Below are 22,370 nucleotides of genomic sequence, written 5' to 3'. Positions count from 1 at the left end.
GGATGAGAATCCCGGCACGCGAAGTCCGCTACGGCGGCGCAATGATCGACCAGAAGGAAATCGACGCGGTCGTCAACGTGATGAAGACCGGCATGTCGGTTGGCGAACAGGTGCAGACCTTCGAGAGCCGCTGCGCCAGGCTGCTCGGCAAGGAATACGGGGTGATGGTCAACTCCGGCAGTTCCGCGCTGCTGATCGCCGTGCGCCTGCTCGATCTGCCGCCCGGCTCGGAAATCATCACGCCGACGCTGACGTTCGGCACCGATATTTCCTGCATCGTGCTGAACGGTCATGTGCCGGTGCTGGTCGACGTGGAGCCGGACACCTACCAGGTCGATATCGACAGGATCGAGCGCAACATCACGCCGCTGACCCGGGCGCTGCTGATTCCCAGCCTCGTGGGCGGCATGCCGGACTGGGACCGCCTGCGCGCATTGGCCGACAAGCATGGCCTCAAGATCATCGAGGACAGCTGCGACACGCTCGGCGGCACCTACCGTGGCACGCCGGCCGGTGATCGCAGCGATATCAGCGTCACCAGCTTTTCGATCTTCCACATCATCACCTGCCTCGGCAACGGCGGCCTGATCGCGATCAACGATCCGCAGCTGTGGGATCGCGGGCTGATGCTGCGCGCCTGGGGCCGCTCTTCCGAGAAGTTCATGCACGGCACGCGCAAGAACGACAGCGACGGCCGCTTTCTCGAAAACCTCGGCGATATCGAATACGACGGGCTGTTCATCTTCGAGGAGATCGCCTATGGCTTCATCCCCAACGAGGCTGGCGCGGCCTTCGGCCATGAGCAACTGAACAAGCTCGAGCTGTTCACTAAACTGCGCCAGGAACGGTTCGAGCTGCACGACGCGTATATGGACACGCGCAGCGATATCTTCGTCAAGCCGCGGGTGCTCGACGAGGTGTTCACCACCTGGATCTGTTACCCGGTCCAGTTGCGCCCCGAACTCGGCTGGAGCCGGCGTGAACTGCAGCGCCACCTCGAGGATTCCGGCATCTTCACCCGCGTGATCATGTCCGGCCATACCGCGCTGCAGCCGATGATGAACAAGGTGAAGTACCGTGTTGACCCGGAAGGCTGCCCGAACGCCGAGCGCGTGATGCGCCACGGCCTGATGCTGCCCTGCCACCCGACGATGACGCTCGAGGACTGCCGTTACCTGTACCAGACCATCGACGATTTCATCGCGCTGCAGCGTGGCAAGTGAGCTCGCGGGGAGGGACCATGAAAACCGACGTGATGCTTCGATGTCTGCCAGGGATATGCGCGCTGCTCGCGCCGCAGCGCCGGGAGATCTGATGCCGGACACGCAGCCGGCAGAAAACGCGCAGGTCTCGCTCGGCCTGCCACCGGCCGATCAGATCTGCCTCGTGGTGCGCGATCTGCAGGCCGCCGTGGCGCTGTACGAGCCGCTGTTCGGGCCGTTCACGGTGCTCGACAACGGCCCCTTCGAGTCCGTGTATCGTGGTGAGCGGGTGATGGTGGAGCTGCTGTGCGCCTTCGGACGCACCGGCGCGCTCGAGATCGAACTGATCGAGTGGCGTTCGGGGCCGACGCCGCATCGCGATTTCATCCAGGGCGGTCGCGAGGGCGTGCAGCACATCCGCTACGTGATCGAGGACCTCGATGGCTGGATCGCCAGGGCTGCAGGGATCGGCTACCGCCCCGTCTGGTCGGGTAGTTTCCCTGTCTCGGAGGCGGCACCGTCGCTCAGCTGGTGTTACCTCGAGCGTGCGGGTGATCCGCTGATGATCGAATTCGTGCAGTGGGGCTGAGCGCGGTGAGTGAGCCGATTTACGACTACGTCATCGTCGGTGGCGGCTCGGCCGGTTGCGTGCTCGCCGCGCGGCTCAGCGAGGACCCCGCGGTGCAGGTGCTGTTGATCGAGGCCGGCAAGCGCGACCGCAGCCCGCTGATCCGTGCGCCCGGCGGGCTGCTGCCCATCATGCTGTCCGGTGCACACGCGTGGCCCTATGTCTCGACGCCGCAAAAACAGCTGAACGACCGGGTTCTCTACCTTCCGCGCGGCAAGGTGATGGGCGGCGGCAGTTCGATCAACGGCATGGTCTACGACCGCGGATTCGCGAGCGATTACGACCGCATTGCCGCGGCGGGCAACCCCGGTTGGTCCTATGCCGAGGTGCTGCCGTATTTCCGGCGCGCCGAGACGTTCCATCGCCCGAATGACCCCTACCACGGGGACACCGGACCGATCCAGGTCTCGCGACCGGGTGCCAAGCATCCCTTCGCGCGTGCCTTCATCGAGGCCGGCCGGCAGGCCGGTTATGCCGGCAACGATGACACCAACGGCGCCGAGCGCGAGGGCTTCGGGCCGGTCGATGTCACGATCGGGCGCGGTGTGCGCTCCAGCGCATCGCGGGCCTATGTCGATCCCGCACGTCGCCGCGCCAACCTGCATTTTGCGCTGCGCGCGCACGCGAGCCGCGTCCTGCTGACGGACGGCCGTGCCACGGGCGTCGAGTATCTGCAAAAGGGCAGGACGCACCAGGTTCGCGCCCGACGCGAGGTGCTGCTCTGCGGTGGGGCAATCAATTCCCCGCAGTTGCTGATGCTCTCAGGCATCGGTCCGCCCGATCAACTGCTGGCGCACGGTATCGCGGTGCGCCACGAGTTGCCGGGCGTCGGCCAGGGCCTGCAGGATCACCTCGCCGTGGTGGTGAAGTACCGCTCGCTTGCGCCGATCTCGCTGTTCAAGTATTTCAAGCCGTGGCATGGCGCGGCGGCGCTGGTGCAGTACCTCGTTGCCCGCGGAGGCCCGCTCGGCGATCCCGGCATGGAAGCCTGCGCCTTCGTGAAGTCCGATCCCGCGCTCGCCGAGCCCGACATCAAGCTGCTGCTCGTGATGGCACTCTATGCCAACAACGGACGCGAACTGTCGCCGCACCACGGGTTCGCCGCGCACACCAACGTGATCCGTCCCGCGAGCCGCGGCAGTGTGCGGCTGGCCTCGGCAAATCCCCTGGATGCTCCGCTGATCGACCAGAACTATCTTGCCCGCGAGGAGGATTGGCGCATCGCGCGAGCCGCGGTACGCATCGCCCGCGTGGTGTTTGCGCAGAAAGCCTTCGATGCGCTGCGCGGTGAAGAACTGGAGCCGGGCCCCGCCATCTCGACGGATGCGCAAGTCGACGCATTCATCCGATCGAAGGCCGAGGCCGACTATCACTCCGTGGGCACCTGCCGCATGGGGCGCGATGAACTCGCCGTGGTCGATGCCGAACTGCGTGTGCACGGCGTAGCGGGCCTGCGCGTGGTCGACGCCTCGGTGATACCGCACATGATCGGCGGCAACACCAACATGCCGGTCATCATGGTCGCGGAAAAAGCGGCCGCCATGATTCGCGGCGCGCGAGGGTGAGTTGATGGGCGCGCAATCCTGCGGCCGAGCGGCTCAGGCGTCGCGCGGCGCGGCGCGGCGAGTCCGGCCACCTCGAGCACGAGTGTGCAGGCTGGTCTGCTGGCTATCGCAGCTCGATGTTCACCCCCTGGATCTCGCCCGTGAACGGGTAGGGTGCACGATAATCGGCCGGCGATGAGCCCGTGTCCAGTCCGATATCGAAGGTCTCGTCGATCGAGTACATCATGGCGCTGCGCTTTAGCGTCGCACTCGCTGCTTCCTTGCCGTCCACGCTGAGCCGCGTCGTGCCGCCGGGCACCGGGCCGGCACCCGTGGTGGCGAACTCGTAGCGCAGCACGTGCGCGCCGGCCTCGAGTGGCGCCGTGCCGCGCAGCGTGATTTCCTCGGCGTCGAAGATACGCAGGCGATAGACCGGTACGCCGGCATCGTCCAGGTACAGCGACCAGCCGGCACTGCGTCCGCCCAGGGTGGCGAGCACACCGTGCGCACCGCCCTCGGGCACCCGGATGTGTGCTTCGATGACGTGGGAACGGGTCTTCGTGTTCGGCGCCTCCTTCTCGGCGATGCCGATGGTGCCGGGCCGGTACGCGAAGTGGGTGCGCCCGGCGGCGAGGTCGGGAAACCGCGTGTTCTCGCGGGACGGGTTGTGCAGCACCACGTTGTTGGCGGCGGCCTGGGTGTCGAAGAGTTGCTGCAGTTCGCGCAGCTTGCCGGGTTCGCGCGCCGCGAGGTCACGGCCCTGGCTGAAGTCGGTGCGCAGGTCATAGAGCTCCCAGCGGTCGGCGGCGAAATCCGTGCTGCGCGGCGCGCTGATCACGTTCCACGGCACACGACCCCGGAATGCGGAGGCCATCCAGCCGTCGTGGTAGATCGCGCGGTTGCCGTAGATCTCGAAATACTGCGTGGTGTGGCGCTCGGCAGCTTTCGCGTCGGCGAAAGTGTACGCGAGGCTGGTACCGTCCATCGGGCGCTGCGCCACGCCGTTCACGCTCGCCGGCGCCGCGATGCCGGCCGCCTCGAGGATCGTCGGCACGATATCGTTCACATGGCCGAACTGCTGGCGCAGGCCACCGCGGTCACGGATACGCGCGGGCCAGGCGAGCACCATCGGGTTGCGTGTACCGCCCAGATGCGAAGCCACCTGCTTGGTCCACTGGAACGGGGTATCGGTGGCCCAGGCCCAGCCGGAGTTGTAATGCGCGTAGCTGTGCTCGCCAAGAAGCGCCTGGGGATCGTCGGCAAAGCTCGCCAGGTTCGACTGCAGTCCCTGCAGATCGCCCAGGTAATTGCTGCTGCCGAGCAATCCGCCCTCGGCGCTGGCGCCGTTGTCGCCGACGATATAGACGAACAAGGTGTTGTCATACTGTCCCATTTCCTTCAGCGCATCGCGCAGCCGGCCGACCTGCGCGTCGGTGTGCGCGAGGAACGCGGCGTAGAGCTCCATCAGGCGCGCCGAGGTGCGCTTCTGCTCCGGAGTCAGCGAATCCCAGGCCGGCAACTCGGCGGGCCGTGGGGTCAGCAGAGCGTCGCGCGGGATCACGCCAGCCTTCTTCTGGTGCGCGAAGGTTTCCTCGCGCAGGCGATCCCAGCCCTGGTCAAACTTGCCACGGTAGCGCTCGGCCCAGGTTGCAGGCGGCTGCAGCGGAGCGTGGGTGGCGCCGGGTGCGAAGTACACGAAGAAGGGGCGTGCCGGATCCACCGAACGCTGCATCTGCATCCACGAGATGGCGTGCTCGGCGATGTCCTCGGTGAGGTGGTAACCCGCTTGCCGTTCACGCACCACGGGGGTGGTGCCGTCATAGAGCGTGGGCTCGTATTGATCCGCCTCGCCACCGAGGAAACCATGGAACGTGTCGAAGCCCACACCGGTCGGCCAGTGCGTGAACGGGCCGGATTGGGTGGCTTCCCAGTCCGGCACCAGGTGCCACTTGCCCCAGGCCGAGGTCGCGTAGCCGTTCTGGCCGAGCACGCGCGCGATGGTGGCACTATCGTCGCGCAGCACGCCGCGATATCCCGGGTAGGTGGTCGCGCTGTTCATCACGGTGCCCACACCCGCGGCGTGTGAATTGCGTCCCGTGAGCAGCGCGGCGCGCGTCGGCGAGCAGATCGCCGTGGTGTGGAAACGGTTGTAGCGAAGGCCATCATTGGCCAGTTGCTCCAGCGCCGGCGTTGCGACCGGGCCGCCGAAGGTGCTGGCGGCGCCGAAGCCCACGTCATCGAGCAGCACCACCACGATATTCGGCGCGCCGGCCGGTGGCAGTTGGCGCGTCACTACCGGCGCGGCTTGCGCTGCCGCTGCGGCGTCGGACGCGACACCGTGCGGTGCGCTGCCCAGCGTGGCACCCAGCACAAGCAGCCGGGTGGCCAGTTTCAGGGTGGCTTCAATGGCGCGCATATGCCGATTCTCCAATGTTGCTCGAGGGTCGCCTCCGCGAACCTTAGCGTTGTCGCCCGCCTCTGCAAAACAAGGCAATTGGTTTGGGCAAATGATGAGCAAATGGATAGAATCCGGAATGCTCCGCGGATTGACCGCGCGATGATGGCGTAACCTGGCAACAACACCTCTGCAAGGAGATCTTTTCATGTTCGATTTCAGTGACCGGACCGTGCTGGTGACGGGTGGGGGCGCCGGGATCGGTCGCGCCATAGCGCTTGGTTTCGGGAAATCCGGGGCGAAGGTCGCGGTTGCCGAGATCGACGCGACGCGGGCCGACGCGGTCCGTGCCGAGCTCGAGGCGGCGGGTGTCGATGCGCTGGTGGTCGAGGCCGATGTCACGCTCGAAGCCGACGTGCGCAACGTTGCGGCACGGATCGAGAGCCGCTTCGGCGCGCTCGATGTCCTGGTCAACAACGTCGGTGACTATATGGGCGTGATCGGTTCCTTCGCGGATATCTCGAACGAGGATATTGCCAGGCTCTACGCGGTGAACCTGAACCAGATGTTCCTGGTCACGCGGCAGATGATCCCGCTGTTGCGCCGTGGCGCTCCGGGCGCCAGCATCGTCGGCATCTCCTCGATCGAGGGCTTTCGCGGCAATCCCACGGGGGCCGTTTACGGGGCCCTCAAGGCGGCGGTGACCGGCTTCACCAGGAGCCTCGCGCTGGAACTGGCGCCGGAAGGCATCCGCGTGAACCTGATCGCACCCGAGACGACCCACACCCCGCAGTTGCCCATCGAAGATATCATCTCGCCCCGCTTCGCCGAGGACAAGAAGCGCTGGATACCGCTCGGTCGCTTTGGCACGCCCGAGGACATGGCGGGCGCGGCGCTGTTCCTGGCCAGTCCGCATGCGGCATGGGTCACGGGTACCACGCTTCACGTCGACGGCGGTGCGCTGGCGGCGGGAGGCTGGTACCGCGCTCCCGACGGCTCGTGGACCAACACTCCGGTGATCACCGGCAACGCGTTTTTCGAAAGCTGAAAGCGACGCTGATCAACAGGCACCGTCCACCAATCACAACCCGAGGATACCGACCATGACAAAGTCCCTGCTGCAACTGGTGATGGCAGCTGCCCGGCATGTCGCAACCGAAACCAACGGTGACCTCGAGGGCATCCTGGCGACACTCGAGGGCGAGCCGGTCTACGACTTCTACCCCGTGGGTCGCCGGCTGTCGGGCATGAACAACACGCGTCGCTACTACGAGCATTTCGTGGCCAATGCGATGCCGCGGATCGTTGACGTGGAACAGCACGGCGAATGGATCGGCGACGTGGGTGTGGTCCAGGAATTCACCCTCTCCCTCGAGCATCCGCACGCCGGCGAAACCACCTCGCACCGGATCATCGCGATCCTGACTTTTGGCGAGGAGCGCCTGTCGGGCGAGCGCATGTATTCCGATGAAGTGCTGTTCCGCGCCCTGCTCGGTCCGCTGTGGGATGAACTGGACGAAATACCCGGTTAATGCAACGCGGCACCTTGCGGGCAGATGACGCAAGGCGAACCCGATTCCGATCTCGAGAAACGAAGGAGCAAATGCACATGAATGCCGATTTTTCGCTACCGCTGACGCGGTGTGTCTGGCGCACCGGGGTTGCCATGTTGCTGTTCGTGCTCGCCGCCTCGCCCGCGATGGCGCAGTCCGTGTTGCCGCGGCCGGTCGAACCCTTCACCGGCAAGATCGGCACCAGCTATGCCGATTCCACCGCGGCCTTCCCCGCGCCGGTCTCGGCACCGGCGGGCGCGCCGAACGTCGTGCTCATCATGACCGACGATGTCGGCTTTGGTGCGGCGAGCACATTCGGCGGGCCGATCCCGACGCCGAATCTCGATCAGCTGGCGGAGCAGGGTCTGCGCTACAACCGCTTCCACACCACCGCGATGTGCTCGCCGACGCGCGCCTCGCTGCTGACCGGGCGCAATCATCATGCGGTCGGCAACGGCATCGTCGCCAACCTCTCGACCGGCTTTCCGGGCTACAACAACCTGCTGCCGAAGAGCGCGGCGACCATTGCCGAGGTGCTGCGCCAGAATGGTTACAACACCGCGATGTTCGGCAAGCACCACAACGCGCCCGAGGCGCAGGTGTCCGCGGCCGGCCCCTTCGACCTCTGGCCCACGGGACTCGGCTTCGAGTACTTTTTCGGCTTCATGGCGGCCGAGACCAACCAGTTCACACCCGCGCTCTATCGCGGTATCACTCCGCTCCCGACACTGAAGGAAGGCGTGCTCGACAAGGCGCTGGCCGACGATGCGATCGCCTGGCTGCACCAGCAGAACGCGGCCGCGCCCGCCAAGCCTTTCTTCATGTACTACGCGACGGGTACCGCGCACGCGCCGCTGCAGGCACCCGCCGACTGGATCGCGAAGTTCCGCGGACAGTTCGACGCGGGCTACGACCAGGTTCGCGCCGATACCGTCGCGCGTCAGAAAAAGCTTGGGATCATACCCGCTGATGCCGTCAATACGCCGCGACCTGAACAGATCGCTGCCTGGAAGGATCTGACGCCCGCACAGAAGCGCATCAATGCGCGCATGATGGAAGTGTATGCGGCGATGCTCGCCTACCAGGATGCGCAGGTGGGGCGGTTGCTCGACGAGATCGAGCGCATGGGGCTGCGCGACACCACGCTGGTGATCTTCATCGAGGGTGACAACGGTGCGGCTGCCGAGGGCGGCATGCACGGCAGCATGAACCCGATGTCGAACTTCGCCAACGGCACGCAGGAGAGCGAGAAAGTCCTTGCTGCGAATCTGGACAAGTTTGGCGGACCGGACAGCGTGCCGAACTTCGGTTATGGCTGGACCTGGGCGACCAACGCGCCGTTCCGTCTGGCCAAGCAGTACGCATCGCACCTCGGCGGCACCCGCAACGGCATGGTGGTGTCGTGGCCGCAACGCATCAGGGCGCGCGGTATCCGTTCGCAGTTCAGCCACGTGAGTGATATCGCACCGACCATTCTCGAAGCGGCAGGCATCACGGCTCCCGCGATGGTCAATGGGGTCGCGCAACAGCCGGTCGACGGTGTCAGCCTGGTGTACAGTTTCGATGCGCCGGAGGCGGCGGAGCGTCACGTTAGCCAGTATTTCGAGATGATGGGCAACCGCGCGATCTACCACGATGGCTGGATGGCCAGCACCACGCCTCCCGCCCTGCCGTGGAGCGGGGAGCGGAGCACGGCGCTGCCTGGCGACTACGTGTGGGAGCTCTACGATCTGCGCGCCGATTTCTCGCAGGCACGGGACCTGGCAGCTACCCAGCCGCAAAAACTCGAACAATTGCAGGCGCTGTTCCTGAGCGAGGCGCAACGCAACCAGGTGCTGCCACTCGACAACCGCCTGACGATGGAGCGCTTTCTCGCCGCCGCGAGCCAGCATCGACGGGCGGACAGCTACACCTACTGGGGAGCCGGTGTCAGCGTTCCCGCGATCAATGCCGCGCCGATCCTGAACCGTTCGTTCACGATCACCGCCGCGATCGAAACGCCGGCCGAGGCGGCGGGCGTGGTGCTGGCGCTCGGCAGCAAATTCGGCGGCTGGAGTTTCTTCGTGAAAGATGGAGTGCCGGTTGCGCTGATGGCCGCTTCGCAGCTCGCCGGCGACCAGTCACGCGTGGCCGCCACGGCGAAGCTGCCGGCGGGCAGCTCGGTGTTGAGCTACCAGTTCGTTTCCGATGGCGGCGTCAACGCCGGCGGCGAGATACGCATCGGCGTGAACGGCAGGGAGGTCGCACGCGGTCGCATCGCCCGCACCATCTCCAAGCTGCCCGAGATGACCGACACCCTCGACATCGGCTTCGATGCCGATACGCCGGTGTGCACCGAGTACCGCGACGAGGGCCGGTTCAACGGCGTGCTGAGTCGCGTCGACATCAGCATCGATCGATGAGTCGCGGATTCGTCATCATTGCAACCGGGAACTGAATGACATCGACCGAGCATGAATCGTCTTTCGTGCGTGCGCTGTACGTGGTGCTCGGATTCACGGCCCTCGCCCTCGGTATTGCCGGGGTCGTGCTGCCGGTGCTGCCGACCACGCCGTTCGTGCTGCTGGCGGCAGCCTGCTTCGCGCGCGGCTCGACCCGCTTCCACGACTGGCTGCTCGCGCACGCGCTGTTCGGCCCGATGATCAGCGAATGGCAGCAGTACGGCAGCATTCCGTGGCGCACCAAGATCGTGGCCATCGTGCTGATGAGCAGCACGCTCACGGTCTCGATCGTGTTTTTTGTCGAGCCTCCCCGGCTGCGTGCGGCGCTGGCGCTGATGGGACTGGTGCTCGCGGTATGGCTTTACCGCGTGCCCTCGCGCGATCATCCGGATTGATGGGCTGCGGCACTCCGCTGCACGGGTTTTGCACCGTGATCCGCTGCGCCGCGCAAGACCGGCGGCGAATGCCGGTTACAGCGTGAAGCCCGCCAGCGGTTTGCCGCCGTCGAGCGTGCGCACCGTCGCACCCAGTTCGCGCAGCAACGGCAGGCTCAGCACGCAACGCCCCGACAGCTGATCCTGCGGTCGCGAGCACAGCGCGAGCGCGGCCTCGGCCATCGCCTCCACCGGCTCGATGTGCGCGAGCGAGTCGATGGTCCCGGTTTCGAGCGCGCCTTCGCTTTCAACCGCTTCCACCGGCGCGAGCGTGTTTACCGCGATGCGCATGTCCGCCAGTTCCGCCGCGAGTCCGGCCGACAGTCGTTCCAGCGCGGCCTTGGTGGATCCGTACAAGGTGGGTCCGCTGTGCACGTGAAACAGGTGATAGCGGTTTGCGCTGTCATAGGGGGCCGGGGCAGGGTGGTTCGATGTGGCGCTCGAGAGGTTCAGGATCCAGCCGCCGCCGCGCTCGTTCATGCTCGGGATCGCCTGCTGCGAGAGTTCGAGCGGCGCGAAGTAATTGATCTCGAAGGCGAGATGGGTGTCTTTTGCCGTCTGCTTCACGGTGCGGCGAAAGCGGGCCCATGCCGCGTTGTTCACCAGCACATCGACGCCGCCGAAACGTGCGATGGCCTCGGGCACGATGCGGGCGCGATCCGCGGGATCGCCGAGGTCCGCCTGCACGCAGTGGCACTCGCCGCCGATGGCGCGGATGCGCGCGGCGGTCTCCTCGAGCGAACCGGGCAGCGTGCCGTCGGCTTGCACGGTGCGCGCGGTGATGACGACGCTGGCGCCTTCGGCGGCGAAGCGCAGCGCGATCGCGGCACCGATGCCGCGGCTGGCGCCGGTGATGATCGCGATCCTGTTCTTCAGGGTCTCCGGCATGGGGCTCTCCGGTTTGCATTTGACGATGCTGGCGAGATTGCCCGGATTGCCGATGGATCGCAAGCGCGTGAGGGGCTTGCTACGCGGTGCTCACGTTGCATGGGAGGCGGCATTTGCCGCGACTTTTGCCGCAAAGCCCTTGTGGCACGGATACGTCCGGGCGCGCCGGGGGCCAGCCCGGTTCCGCACGCGGCCGCCGCCTGGCACATCCCTGTGCGGCGGCTACGCGTGTTGCCGAAATCGTTCCCGACGATTTCGGCATCCACAAGTCCGCGTGCGACCCCGGTCTGGCCCCCGGCGCGCTCACGCGCGGCTCCCGTGGCCAGGCCAGCACACACGGCGGCAGTCATGGCGTGGTTGCGGGTGTCTCCGCCCCCCGCCAGTTGTAGTGGTAGTAGACAACCGGGATCACGAACAGCGTCAGCAGCGTCGAGACGAACAGGCCGAAGATGAGCGATACGGCGAGGCCGCCGAAGATCGGATCGTCGATGATGAACAAGCCGCCCATCATCGCGGCCACCGCGGTCAGCGTAATCGGCCGCGAACGCACCGTGGCGGCCGCGATCGTCGCATCCTGCAGCGATTTGCCCGCGCGCACTTCCTGCTGGATGAAATCCACCAGCAGAATCGAGTTGCGCACGATGATTCCCGCAAGCGCGATCATGCCGATCATGGAGGGCGCGGTGAACTGCTGTCCCAGCAGCGCGTGTCCGGGCATGATGCCGATGATCGTGAGCGGGATCGGCGCCATGATGATCAGCGGCACGCTGTAGGAGCCGAACTGCGCCACCACCAGCAGGTAGATCAATACCAGCCCGACCGCATAGGCAGTACCCATGTCGCGGAAAGTCTCGTAGGTTACCTGCCACTCGCCGTCCCACTTCAAGCTCCAGGTCCAGGTCTCCTCGGGCTGCCGGGTGAGGTGCTGCGTGATCGGCGCGCCGTCGATCGGTGTCTCGCGCAGCGCGGAGGCGATTGTGGCCATGCCATACAGCGGGCTGTCGGTCCGGCCCGCCACATCGCCCATCACGTAAACCACGGGCAGCAGGTTCTTGTGCAGTATGGTCTGCTCGCGCGTGGTCGGGTGGACCGAGGCGAGTTCCGACAGGGGCACCAGCGCACCGCACGTGGCGCGCACACGCAGCGACAGCAGCGACTCGACCCGCGCCCTGGCGTCATCGGGGAGCGTCACGCGCAGCGGGATTGCGATTTTCGCCTGCTCGCTGTGCAGGAAGGACATGTCCTCGCCGCCGACCGCGGTCGCGACCGCTGCCGTCACGCTCTGCTGGGTAACGCCGAGCTTCGCCGCCCGCGCACGATCGACCACGACCACGAGTTTGCGTTGCGGTGCCTCGATGGAGTCGTCGATGTCGACTACGCCGAACGTGGCCTCGAATAACTGGCGTACCGCGCGTGCGACGTCCAGCGCCCGCGCATGATCCGGGCCGTAGATCTCCGCGAGCAGCGGTGCCAGCACCGGCGGACCCGGCGGCACCTCGACCACGCTCACGCTGGCGCCGAAGGACTGGCCGATCGCGGCCAGTCGGGGGCGCACCGCGGCGACGATCTCGTGCGACTTGCGCTCGCGCTGGTGTTTCCCGGCCAGGTTCACCTGGATGTCGCCCTGCCAGGGCTGGTTGCGCAGGTAGTACTGGCGCACCAGTCCGTTGAAATTGATCGGAGCCGCATCACCCGCGTAGATCTGGTAATCGGTGACTTCGGGCACCGTCACGATATGCTCCGCCAGTGTCTGCAACACGCGTTCGGTGCTTTCCAGCGGAGTGCCCTCCGGCATATCGACCACGACCTGGAATTCGCTCTTGTTGTCGAACGGGAGCATTTTCAGGATCACCGCGCCGAAGCCTGCGAGCGAGCACGACAGCGCGATCAGCACCAGCAGCGCGCCGAGCAGCAGCCAGCGTCTGCCCGCGCCGGCCTGCCCCCCGAGCAGCGGCCCCAGGGCGCGCGTGAAAATGCGCGCGAGCGCCGTATCCTCGCGATGCTGCGCGCGCGTATCGGTGGCGACCCGCAGGAACAGCCGCCGGTACAGCCACGGCGTGAACACGAAAGCCACCGCGAGCGAGATCAGCATGCCCATGCTGGCATTGATCGGGATCGGGCGCATGTATGGACCCATCAGCCCGGTCACGAATGCCATCGGCAGCAAGGCCGCGATCACGGTGAAGGTGGCGAGTATCGTGGGTCCGCCGACCTCGTCGACTGCAATCGGTATCGCGTCGGCGAGCGAGTGCTTGCCCAGCAGCAGGTGGCGATGGATGTTCTCGACCACCACGATGGCATCGTCGACGAGGATGCCGATCGAGAAGATCAGCGCGAACAACGAGACGCGGTTCAGCGTGAAGCCCCACGCCCAGGACGCAAACAGCGTGATGGCCAGCGTCACGATCACCGCAGCGCCCACGACCAGCGCCTCGCGCCGCCCCAGCGCGAACAGCACCAGCACGATCACCGACAGCGTGGCGAAGACCAGTTTCCTGATCAGCGTCTGTGCCTTGTCGGCCGCGGTCGCGCCGTAATCGCGCGTGATCGTGAGGTTCACCTCGTCCGGGATCAGCACCCCACGCAACTGTTCGAGACGCGCGATCACGCCGGCCGATACCTCGACTGCGTTCTCGCCGGGCTTCTTGCCTACCGTGAGCGTCACCGCGGGGTAGCGTGCGGTCCCGGCAGGGTGTGCTGCTGCCTGACCGGTACCATGGCTCAGGTAGCGTGCCGGGCGGTCGGAGCCGTCGCTGATAAGCGCCACGTCGCGCAGGAATACCGGCGCGCCTTCATGCACGCCCACCACCACGTCGGCCACCTCTTCGGGTGTGACCAGAAAGGTGCCGGCCTGCACCAGCATCGCGCGCCCCTCGTCGACGATGCTGCCGGCATCGCGTGCGGCATTGGCCGAGACCAGTGCGATGCGCAGGTCACTCAGCGCAAGTCCGTAGGCCGCGAGGCGCTCGGGATCGAACTCCACGCGTACCGCGCGATCGGGCCCGCCGATGGTCTCGACCTCGCGCGTACCCGGCACACGCTGCAGTTCGGCCTCGACCGCGTGCGCCACGCGCAGCAAGTCGGCAGCGCCGATGACCGGATTTTCGCTCCACAGCGTCGCGGCGAAGATCGGTACGTCGTCGATACCCTTCGGCTTGATCAATGGTGCGCCGACGCCGGTGCCAACGGGCAGCCAGTCCTGGTTGCTGTAGAACGCGTTGTACAGGCGCACGATGGCATCGGTGCGCAGTTGCCCCACCTCGAAGCGTACGGTCAGCGCGGCCATCCCGGGCGAGGATGCGGAATAGACATACTCGACGCCCTCGATCTCGGAGACGATCTGCTCCGCGGGTGTGGTCACCAGTGCCTCGACCTCCCTGGCGGAGGCGCCCGGATAGGGAATGAACACGTTGGCGAAAGTCACGTCGATCTGCGGTTCTTCCTCGCGTGGCGTGACCAGGATCGCGAACAACCCGAGCAGTACTCCGAACAGCGCGATCAGCGGCGTGATCTCGCTGTCAAGAAAGCTGTTCGCTATGCGCCCGGACAGCCCCAGCCGCTCCTTGCCGCCAGGGTTCATTGCAGGGAATCTCCGGCCGGCACGCCCTGGGCCTTGTAGGCGGCGAGCGCCGCGAGCGGATCGATGGCGATGCGCTCGCCCGCGACCAGTCCCGCGAGCACCGGTACGCGTCCGTCGGCCGCGGGCGTCCCGAGGCGCAGGTAGCGGAACGCGATGCGCCCGTCATCCTCGACCACATAGGCAGCATCGATCTCGCCGCGGCGCACCAGCGCCGCGGCGGGCAGCAGCAACCGCTCCTCGGCACCGGTCACGAAGGCGACCTTGAGCAGCATGCCGGGGTACACGCCGTACTCGCCCTGCGACACGGTAATCAGCACGCGGAAGGTGTGCGTCGCGGGGTCGGCATTCGGCGCGATGCGCAGTTCCTCGGCCGCGATGGAGCGCCCATCGGGCAGCAGGACGCGGGCCTGGCGATGCTTGCGCAGCATGCCGATGTGCTGGTGCGGCACATCGACTTGTACCCGCAGATGCTCCAGCGACACGCCGGTTATCAGCGGCGTGCCCACACCCACGGTTTCACCGATCTGCACGTGACGGGCTACCACGATGCCCGCATAGGGTGCGCGGATCACGGTGTTCGCCAGGTCCTCCTGCACACCCTCCAGTGTTGCCTGCGCCGCCGCGGTGCGCGCGCGCGCCGCTTCGAGGTCGGCGCGCGCGCGGTCGTACTGCGCCTTGGCGATGAGTTTCCTGGCGTAGATCTCGCGCGTGCGGTCGAACTCGAGCTGCGTCTCGGCGAGCCGCGCCTGCGCCTCTTGCAGGGCGGATTCGGCTGCCGCGGCGCGCGCCTTCTGTTCGGTGTCGGTGAAGCGCAGGATCAGCGCGCCTTTCTCTACCTGGTCGCCCACATCGACCGGCATTTCGAGCACGCGCCCGCTGGTCTGCGCCGAGACGGTGGACTGGTTCACGGCCTCGACCACGCCGTCAAAAAATGTCTCGCGCGGCACCGTGGCAACCGCAGCGGTTGTGGTCTCGAGGTCGGCCGGCGCCGCGCCCCTGAAGAGCGCCGCGGGCTGGTCGGAATCGGAGCAGCCGGGGAGAGCGAGAACCAACAGCATCAATGCGGCGCACGTCGGCGCGAGCACGGGAATCGAAGGGGCACGGATGCGCAAGCTCATGGGGATGATTTCCGGCAGGTTCGAAGACTGAGCGAATTCTAAGCGCAACCCGTGCATGTTCGCTGCCCGTGCATCGCAAAACTTGATGGAGCGCAATTCGGCCGCGGGAACTCCGCCGCTCGCTCAGCGCGCCCGTCAGCTTTGATGCCGTTCCTCCTGCGTGCCGCCGGGCAACAGGATTCCCGATCTTTTCCGCAGTCGTTCCCGGTACCTTTCCGCCGCGCCTTGTGTCGGTAATCATCGTCGTTGGCCGTGAACTCAACCTGATCGGCGAAGCGGTTTCTGCTTCCCAGGGCGTGGTCGGACAGGCTGAACTTCCGTTGCGACCCCTGTTGCGTACCGGCGGGCAGGCTCCGGTTGCCGACCTCCACTACCATGTGATGGAGGCGCGCGCATTGCGCCTCTACGTGAGTTATCTGTTCTGAGCAGATGCGCCAGAAACCGGCAAGTAGTGTTCCTGTCCTGCGGGCGCAAGCCGAACATCCGCCAACGCAGGCAAAACAGATTGGCCAGCGTCGCCCGCCACAACGTCGGCGATCTCTTCGGGTGCGACCAGGAAGTTGCCGGCCTGCACCAGCATCGCGCGCCCCTCGTCGAGGATCGGTACGTCGTCGATACCCTTCGGATATTGCTGGTCCCTTGCCGACCAGCGTTGCATCGGTGACCATTGTCTCGCTCGCACCGTTGGCTAGCTGACAAGCGCTGCACAAGGATTCCGGTTGAATGCCGGCAGTGAGTGAGCAGGGCACGGATTCAATTGAATGAAACACGGAGAACAGGCGTGAATTACACTCGTGAAAAAACCCAGCAGATCATCGATGCCCACCGCGCCGCCGCGGGTGCGATGATGATGCGCACGGATTTCCTGGTGCCGGATTGCTTCGAGCAGCAGGCACGGTGCCTCGCCGGGCACACGGCGCTGGTCTACGAGGGCGAGCGCACCACCTGGGCACAACTCGAGCAGCGCTCGGCGCATTACGCACGGGTGGCACTGGCCAGTGGACTGCGTCCCGGTGACGTTGGCGCGGTGATGATCGAGAACCGTCCGGAGTTCTTCTACGCCTGGCTCGGGCTCGCGCGCATCGGCGTGACCGCCGGGCTGATCAACACCAGCGCACTGGGCACTGCGTTGAGTCACGCGTTGCACGCCGCGCAGGCAAAACTGCTGTTCGTCGGTGATGAATGCATGGAGCAGCTTTGTGGCGCCGAGGGTCTTCCTGCGCAGGGCTTCACCATCGTGCGTATTGCCGATGCCGCGATAGCCCAGGCGCGGCGCCACCCGCAGGCACTCGAGCTCGAGACGATCGATACCTCGGGCGTGTTGCAGGATGATTTCGCCACGCTGCGCGCGGGCATTGACAATCGCAGCTCATGTTTCTACATCTTCACCTCGGGCACCACGGGGCTGCCCAAGGCGGCGCTGGTCAGCCACGGCCGCTTCCTTTCGGTGGGCGCCGGCTGGATGAGCGTGATGCCGCTCGACGAGAACGACGTGTTCTATTGCGCATTGCCGCTGTTCCACGGCGCGGCGTTGATGTCGCTCTACAGTACCGCGCTGCAGGCGGGCAGCACTGTGCTGATCCGGCGTCGCTTCAGCGTATCGCGCTTCTGGCAGGATGTGCAGGCCTGGCGCGTGACGGTGTTCCAGTACGTCGGCGAAGTGATCCGCTACCTGGTCAACACGGGGCCGGTGCCCGAGGAGAGGGGACACGGCCTGCGCATGATCATGGGTTCCGGTATCGGCATCGACGTGTGGCGGCGCTTCAAGCAGCGTTTCGGCGAGCAGATTCTGATCTACGAGGGCTGGGGCGCGACCGAGTCCAATGCCAACATGACCAATTTCGACCAGAAGCCGGGCAGTTGCGGACGTATTCCGTTCCCGGAACGCAGCCACATCCGCATGCTCCGCTATGATCAGGGCAGCGATGAACTGCTGCGTGACGAGGCTGGGCGCTTCATCCTCTGCCGGCCCGGAGATGTTGGCGAACTCCATGGTCAGATCCAGCGCGGCAATGGCGAGATCGTCGCGCCGTTCCAGGGGTACACAAATCCCGCGGACACCGAGTCCAAGGTGCTCCGGGACGTGTTCGAGCCAGGAGACGCATGGTGGCGTTCCGGTGACCTGTTCCGCTTCGACGACGATGGATATTTCTACTTCGTGGATCGTATCGGCGACACCTTCCGCTGGAAGGGCGAGAATGTGTCCACGACCGAGGTAGCGCAGGAACTCTCTGTTTACGCCGACGCGGAAACCACCAACATCTACGGGGTCAAGGTTCCCGGCCGCGAGGGTCGTGCCTGTATGGCCGCGCTGGAACTGAAGCCGGGGCACGCCTTCGATCCGCAGGCGTTCTACAGGTGCGTCACCGAGCGGCTGCCGGAGTACGCGCAGCCGCTGTTCGTGCGGGTGCTGCCGCAGGCCGAGGTCACGGCCAATTTCAAGCTGCAAAAGGTGCGCCTGCGCGAGGAAGGTTGCGATCCGTCGCGTGTCGCTGACCCGCTCTACGGTCTGGACCATGCGCGCGGCAGCTATGTACCGCTCGACGCCGAACTGCTGGCGCGGCTGTGTGCCGCATGATGAGTGCGACCATGTGGAGCACGGCCAATGGACTCAAATGGATTCGGGAGGCGCCGGGAACCTCTGCCGACCTCACTTCAAGGGGCTGAGCAGAGTGCGAGCCGATCCTGCATGGATGGCCGGGGCAGTTGCCGCTTGCAGCGATGGCCGGCACTGGTTCGGCAGATCGAATATCGCCACGGTAGCTACCGTGCCGATGTGGGCGATTTCTCGGGCACCGCGGCGGTATGCGAGCCATCTGTTCTGATTGCGACACGGGAGCGAAAATGAATCACGAAAAATCCATGGTTGGCTTCAGCTGCGCTCGGAGACGTGGATCGATGACCGGAAATCCGCAGGGTGGTTCACGGCTGCTCTTCATTGTTGCGGTTGCGGCGCTGCTGTGTTCATGCGCCAAACCTCCCGAACCCACAGGTGTGGACCTGCCTGCCGTGGCGCAGACACTACCGGTGCAACCAGCTACCGGCACGCATTACGCGCAAAGCCCCTGGGCCAGCGTGCATCGCGACTCGCGCAACTCGGATTATGTGCCGCTCGCGGTCAGCACCCAGGTCGTTCCCGCGTGGAGCGCGCTCGAAGGCGCGGCACTGCTGGTGGGCCCGGTCATCGGCCCGGAGGGAAACCTGTATGTGCCGAGCGGTCGCGGCATCGGCACCAGTCATCTGCATGCGTTCTCGCGTGACGGAAAACTGCTGTGGGAGACGCCGCCGATGCACTCGCCGGCGGATTTCGATCATGCAGCGGTAGTGAGCGCGCCGATCGTGGACCCCGACGGCAACGTGTATGCCTCCGATTCGAACCAGTTGTGGTCCTTCACGGCGCAGGGCCGGATGCGCTGGGTCGCCGATCTCGCGGCGCACGGCGTCTCCGGCTTCTTCGTCACCCCGGTGTTCAGCCACGAGGGCGCCGTGGGCGGCATCAGCACCGACGGCAAGGTGGCATTCTTCGATCGCGCGGACGGCTCGCTGGCTTTCGATGTGCTGGACCTGCCGGGCGTCAGCGGCCCGCCCTCGCGCGAGCCGCCGCCCGGATTGTGGGGCGGGGGGCTGCTCGCGCCCGAATTCATCCGCCCGCTGTGGGACCTGGTCTACGGGCGCGAAGTCGAGGTTGCGAACACGCCTGCCGTGAGCCCGGAAAGCGGCCGGATTTTCATCACCGCGGGCGGCGCCAGCCAGAGCGCCGGCGTGCTCTACGGGATCGATACCACGCCAGAAGGTCTGCGGCTGGCGTTCTCCGCGCCGATGGGTGCGGGTTCGGGAACCAGCCCGGCGCTGTCACCCGACGGCTCGCTGGTCTATGCGATCGACGATGACGGTCTGATGGTCGCGATCGATGCCGCAAGCGGCGAACGCGCCTGGGAAACCGCGGACACCATGGGACAGGCTTCGCCAACCGTGGGTGGCGACGGCACGATCTATTCGTTCAATGGAATGCAAGGCACCATCGTCGCGATCGACGGCATGAGCGGCGCGCTGAAGTGGAGCCGCCAGTATGACGATATCGCCCGCGCACACCTCGCCTGGCGCCCCTTCCTGGATCGAACCGCGACCGTCGATTGCATCATCACCGCCACCGCCAATGGCCTGCTGGCGTTTCTCGATCTCAACTATCGCCTGCCGGTCGGTGAGGGCGACTACCCGCAGCCACGCAAGATCGTGGTGGTGCACCTCGCGCCCGAGGACGGCAGCGTGCTGGGCTGGTTCGAGGCACGCGATTCATCGGGCGCTTTCGTGGTGCCGGACGTGGGCGGGCGTTTGTACCTCACGCTGTCGGCCGCCGCCACCTCGATCAGCCATTACGGCGTGGATCCGAAACTGCCCTGGTTCCTGCGCGCCGGCATCAAGCCGGTCGGGGGGCTGGTGGCCATGGTGCCGTCCGGGGCTGCCCGCTGATGGTGCGCCCACTACCCACACAGACCAAGGAGAAACCGCAGTGAGCAAAAACAGCAAACAGGGCCTGGCGACGCGCAGCATCCACGGCCACGGCTTTCGCGATGCGCACGGCAGCCCCCACGTCCCGGTGTACGACACGACCACCTTCAGGTTCGATTCGACCGCGGATCTGCTCGATGTGGTCGAGGGGCGCAAGCCGGGCAACCTGTACACCCGCTATGGCATGAATCCCTCGATTCTGGCGCTGGAGGAAGTTTTGTCCGGTCTCGAAGGAGCGGAGGCGGCGCTGTCGTTCAGTTCCGGCATGGCGGCTGAATCGGCGTTGTTCCTGAGCCACGGACGCGACGGCATCGTGTGTATCGGCGATGCCTACGGTGGCACACTGGAACTGCTGGGGACGCAGTTGCCGCTGCTCGGAATCCGCACCCACCTGCTGCTCGGCAGCGAGCTCGAGCGTCTCGATGCGCTGCTGGGCGAAGGCGCTCGCCTGGTGTTTTTCGAGACGCCCACCAACCCGACGCTGGAGGTGCTGGATATCCGCGCCATCGCGCAGCGAGCTCATGCTCACGGGGCGCTGGTGGCGGTGGACAACACCTTTGCCTCGCCGGTGAACCAGCGCCCTCTCGAACTCGGTGCCGATGTGGTCATCCACAGCGCGACCAAGTATCTCGGTGGTCACAGCGATCTGACCGCCGGAACGATGATGGGCTCACGGGAACTGCTGCTGCCGGTGCGCGACTGGCGCAAGAATCTCGGCTCGATGATTGCGCCGGGCACTGCGTCGCAGCTTGCGCGCAGCCTGCGGACGCTGGTGGTGCGGGTGCGCCAGCAAAATGCCTCGGCCCAGTTGATCGCCGAGGCCATGAGCGGGCATCCCGCGGTGCGCCGTGTCTATTATCCGGGGCTGGCGGACTTCCCGGGGCACGCGTTGGCGCAACGGCAGATGCACGGTTTCGGCGGCATGCTCACGATCGAGGTGAACGGCAGCGGGGCGGATGCCACGCGCGTGGCCGATCGGCTGAAGATCTTTTCGCTCGCCCCCAGTCTCGGGGGTGTCGAAAGCCTGGTGACCCAGCCCTGCACCACCACGCACCATGGTCTCAGCCCCGATGAACGTGCCCGCCGCGGGATCTCCGACGCAATGCTGCGACTGTCGGTCGGGCTGGAGGATAGCGCGGATCTGATCGCCGACCTGGATCATGCGCTGTGCGTGAGATAGTCCCGGGCGCGACGAATGCAGGCCAGTCGCGTGGCGTTGCCGCCCGCCTGCTCGAAGTGCGGGCAGGCCGCGCCGTTGCGTTTGGACCGCACGGCGAGCCGAGCGCCATCCACAAACAGCCTGTACCGGGGCGTGTCAGAGTCGCGACACTCGGTCTCGTTGGCGATGAACAGGCCGACCGCAAGCACCACGGCGGACCCGACAAGGCGCTGCATCACTACCCCCGCGAGCACTACGCCGTGTGGCAGGCGACGCTGTCCGAGCGCGCCGCGCGCTTCGTGAGCGGCGGCTTTGGTGAAAATCTCGTGACCCTGGGGATGTGCGAGCAGGACGTTTGCGTGGGCGATGTATTTCGTCTCGGGAGTGCCACCATCCAGGTAGCGCAGGGGCGCCAGCCCTGCTGGAAACTGAATGTGCGTTTCGCACTACCCGACATGGCGCGCCGGGTCCAGGACACGGGTTGTGCCGGCTGGTATTACCGGGTGATCGAGGAAGGGGAAATCGCTGCACACGACAGCTTCGAGCTGATCGCGCGGCCGCATCCCGAGTGGACCATCGCCGCCGTGCAGCGGGTGCTCTACCGCGACTGCCTGGAACAGGACTCGCTCGCCGCGCTGAGTGAACTCGCGGCACTCGCGCCGGGCTGGCGCGCATTGGCCGCACGGCGCCTGGCCACAGGAGCAGTCGAGGATTGGAGCCGGCGGCTTGATACGCCGGTCTGAGTGCGTCTGCAAGGGCAGGGCGCGCTTGCGGAAATCGTGGGTCTCTGCGCGCGGCAGCCGCAGGTACCGCGAGCCACGGTAGCAGGAGCCCCAGCCCGATCGCGACGGGGAGTGCGCCCAGCGCCAGCTCCACGCCGCGGATCAGCTTCGCCTGTGCACCATTACTTGTCCGTCAC

17 protein-coding genes are annotated in these 22,370 nt (G+C 66.1%); 12 read left to right on the top strand and 5 right to left on the bottom strand.

Annotation, left to right across the window (positions count from 1 at the left end; all coding sequences use genetic code 11):
• Nucleotides 1-2: 2 nt before the first annotated feature.
• From IPF49_19200 to IPF49_19190, 3 genes are all read left to right on the top strand, one after another.
• Complete coding sequence (locus tag IPF49_19200; GenBank protein MBK6289713.1) at nucleotides 3-1,223, top strand: DegT/DnrJ/EryC1/StrS family aminotransferase; 1,221 nt, start codon at nucleotides 3-5, stop codon at nucleotides 1,221-1,223.
• A 91-nt stretch (nucleotides 1,224-1,314) separates the two neighbouring features.
• Complete coding sequence (locus IPF49_19195) at nucleotides 1,315-1,791, top strand: VOC family protein (GenBank protein ID MBK6289712.1); 477 nt, start codon at nucleotides 1,315-1,317, stop codon at nucleotides 1,789-1,791.
• A 17-nt stretch (nucleotides 1,792-1,808) separates the two neighbouring features.
• Complete coding sequence (locus IPF49_19190; GenBank protein ID MBK6289711.1) at nucleotides 1,809-3,395, top strand: choline dehydrogenase; 1,587 nt, start codon at nucleotides 1,809-1,811, stop codon at nucleotides 3,393-3,395.
• A gap of 103 nt (nucleotides 3,396-3,498) precedes the next feature.
• Here IPF49_19190 and IPF49_19185 read toward each other — a convergent pair whose 3' ends face one another.
• Nucleotides 3,499-5,790 (bottom strand): arylsulfatase, encoded by a 2,292-nt coding sequence (locus IPF49_19185; protein ID MBK6289710.1) that lies wholly within the window; start codon nucleotides 5,788-5,790, stop codon nucleotides 3,499-3,501.
• A 187-nt stretch (nucleotides 5,791-5,977) separates the two neighbouring features.
• Here IPF49_19185 and IPF49_19180 point away from each other — a divergent pair, with 187 nt between their 5' ends.
• The 4 genes from IPF49_19180 to IPF49_19165 all read left to right on the top strand — a co-directional run bounded on the left by IPF49_19180 (nucleotide 5,978) and on the right by IPF49_19165 (nucleotide 10,158).
• Entirely contained in the window at nucleotides 5,978-6,817 is an 840-nt protein-coding gene (locus tag IPF49_19180; protein MBK6289709.1) for an SDR family oxidoreductase, read from the top strand.
• Nucleotides 6,818-6,872: 55 nt separating this feature from the next.
• Nucleotides 6,873-7,301 carry a nuclear transport factor 2 family protein gene (locus tag IPF49_19175; protein MBK6289708.1) on the top strand — a complete coding sequence of 143 codons (429 nt, stop codon included), beginning with the start codon at nucleotides 6,873-6,875 and terminating at the stop codon, nucleotides 7,299-7,301.
• A gap of 71 nt (nucleotides 7,302-7,372) precedes the next feature.
• Nucleotides 7,373-9,724 carry an arylsulfatase gene (locus tag IPF49_19170; GenBank protein MBK6289707.1) on the top strand — a complete coding sequence of 784 codons (2,352 nt, stop codon included), beginning with the start codon at nucleotides 7,373-7,375 and terminating at the stop codon, nucleotides 9,722-9,724.
• 35 nt (nucleotides 9,725-9,759) lie between these two features.
• Nucleotides 9,760-10,158, top strand: coding sequence for a YbaN family protein (locus tag IPF49_19165; protein ID MBK6289706.1), 399 nt, complete (start codon nucleotides 9,760-9,762; stop codon nucleotides 10,156-10,158).
• A gap of 75 nt (nucleotides 10,159-10,233) precedes the next feature.
• Here the strand turns inward: IPF49_19165 and IPF49_19160 are convergent, their stop codons facing one another.
• The 3 genes from IPF49_19160 to IPF49_19150 all read right to left on the bottom strand — a co-directional run bounded on the left by IPF49_19160 (nucleotide 10,234) and on the right by IPF49_19150 (nucleotide 15,783).
• Nucleotides 10,234-11,085: an SDR family NAD(P)-dependent oxidoreductase gene (locus IPF49_19160; GenBank protein MBK6289705.1), complete on the bottom strand. Its 852-nt coding sequence runs from the start codon at nucleotides 11,083-11,085 to the stop codon at nucleotides 10,234-10,236.
• 346 nt (nucleotides 11,086-11,431) lie between these two features.
• Nucleotides 11,432-14,665 (bottom strand): efflux RND transporter permease subunit, encoded by a 3,234-nt coding sequence (locus IPF49_19155; protein ID MBK6289704.1) that lies wholly within the window; start codon nucleotides 14,663-14,665, stop codon nucleotides 11,432-11,434.
• Nucleotides 14,662-15,783 (bottom strand): efflux RND transporter periplasmic adaptor subunit, encoded by a 1,122-nt coding sequence (locus IPF49_19150; GenBank protein ID MBK6289703.1) that lies wholly within the window; start codon nucleotides 15,781-15,783, stop codon nucleotides 14,662-14,664. Before IPF49_19150 ends, IPF49_19155 begins: the two co-directional genes overlap by 4 nt.
• 227 nt (nucleotides 15,784-16,010) lie before the next feature.
• Between IPF49_19150 and IPF49_19145 the strand changes: the two genes are divergently transcribed.
• Nucleotides 16,011-16,208, top strand: coding sequence for a hypothetical protein (locus IPF49_19145; protein MBK6289702.1), 198 nt, complete (start codon nucleotides 16,011-16,013; stop codon nucleotides 16,206-16,208).
• Here the strand turns inward: IPF49_19145 and IPF49_19140 are convergent.
• The gene (locus tag IPF49_19140) at nucleotides 16,196-16,441 is read right to left on the bottom strand and encodes a hypothetical protein (protein MBK6289701.1); all 246 of its coding nucleotides are present in this window, start codon (nucleotides 16,439-16,441) and stop codon (nucleotides 16,196-16,198) included. The two genes, IPF49_19145 and IPF49_19140, sit on opposite strands and share 13 nt — an antisense overlap.
• A 123-nt stretch (nucleotides 16,442-16,564) precedes the next feature.
• On the opposite strand from IPF49_19140, the gene IPF49_19135 reads away from it, so the two are divergent.
• The 4 genes from IPF49_19135 (at nucleotide 16,565) to IPF49_19120 (ending at nucleotide 22,194) form a co-directional block, all read left to right on the top strand.
• Entirely contained in the window at nucleotides 16,565-18,361 is a 1,797-nt protein-coding gene (locus IPF49_19135) for a long-chain-acyl-CoA synthetase (GenBank protein ID MBK6289700.1), read from the top strand.
• Between the two features lie 320 nt (nucleotides 18,362-18,681).
• Entirely contained in the window at nucleotides 18,682-20,253 is a 1,572-nt protein-coding gene (locus IPF49_19130; GenBank protein MBK6289699.1) for a PQQ-binding-like beta-propeller repeat protein, read from the top strand.
• Between the two features lie 40 nt (nucleotides 20,254-20,293).
• Nucleotides 20,294-21,472: an aminotransferase class I/II-fold pyridoxal phosphate-dependent enzyme gene (locus IPF49_19125; GenBank protein MBK6289698.1), complete on the top strand. Its 1,179-nt coding sequence runs from the start codon at nucleotides 20,294-20,296 to the stop codon at nucleotides 21,470-21,472.
• A gap of 47 nt (nucleotides 21,473-21,519) precedes the next feature.
• Complete coding sequence (locus tag IPF49_19120) at nucleotides 21,520-22,194, top strand: MOSC domain-containing protein (GenBank protein ID MBK6289697.1); 675 nt, start codon at nucleotides 21,520-21,522, stop codon at nucleotides 22,192-22,194.
• Nucleotides 22,195-22,370: the final 176 nt, after the last annotated feature.

Source organism: Gammaproteobacteria bacterium, from assembly GCA_016705365.1.
Classification (GTDB): Bacteria; Pseudomonadota; Gammaproteobacteria; order Pseudomonadales; family UBA5518; genus UBA5518.
The sequence above is the reverse complement of the archived record's forward strand: the minus strand, read 5'-3'. Positions and strand labels throughout refer to the sequence as shown.

Coding starts and splice junctions, on each gene's coding strand:
- IPF49_19150 (MBK6289703.1), bottom strand. CDS start 15,783: ATGAGCTTGCGCATCCGTGCCCCTTCGATTCCCGTGCTCGCGCCGACG.
- IPF49_19195 (MBK6289712.1), top strand. CDS start 1,315: ATGCCGGACACGCAGCCGGCAGAAAACGCGCAGGTCTCGCTCGGCCTG.
- IPF49_19155 (MBK6289704.1), bottom strand. CDS start 14,665: ATGAACCCTGGCGGCAAGGAGCGGCTGGGGCTGTCCGGGCGCATAGCG.
- IPF49_19200 (MBK6289713.1), top strand. CDS start 3: ATGAGAATCCCGGCACGCGAAGTCCGCTACGGCGGCGCAATGATCGAC.
- IPF49_19160 (MBK6289705.1), bottom strand. CDS start 11,085: ATGCCGGAGACCCTGAAGAACAGGATCGCGATCATCACCGGCGCCAGC.
- IPF49_19180 (MBK6289709.1), top strand. CDS start 5,978: ATGTTCGATTTCAGTGACCGGACCGTGCTGGTGACGGGTGGGGGCGCC.
- IPF49_19140 (MBK6289701.1), bottom strand. CDS start 16,441: ATGCAACGCTGGTCGGCAAGGGACCAGCAATATCCGAAGGGTATCGAC.
- IPF49_19170 (MBK6289707.1), top strand. CDS start 7,373: ATGCACATGAATGCCGATTTTTCGCTACCGCTGACGCGGTGTGTCTGG.
- IPF49_19185 (MBK6289710.1), bottom strand. CDS start 5,790: ATGCGCGCCATTGAAGCCACCCTGAAACTGGCCACCCGGCTGCTTGTG.
- IPF49_19130 (MBK6289699.1), top strand. CDS start 18,682: ATGACCGGAAATCCGCAGGGTGGTTCACGGCTGCTCTTCATTGTTGCG.
- IPF49_19165 (MBK6289706.1), top strand. CDS start 9,760: ATGACATCGACCGAGCATGAATCGTCTTTCGTGCGTGCGCTGTACGTG.
- IPF49_19175 (MBK6289708.1), top strand. CDS start 6,873: ATGACAAAGTCCCTGCTGCAACTGGTGATGGCAGCTGCCCGGCATGTC.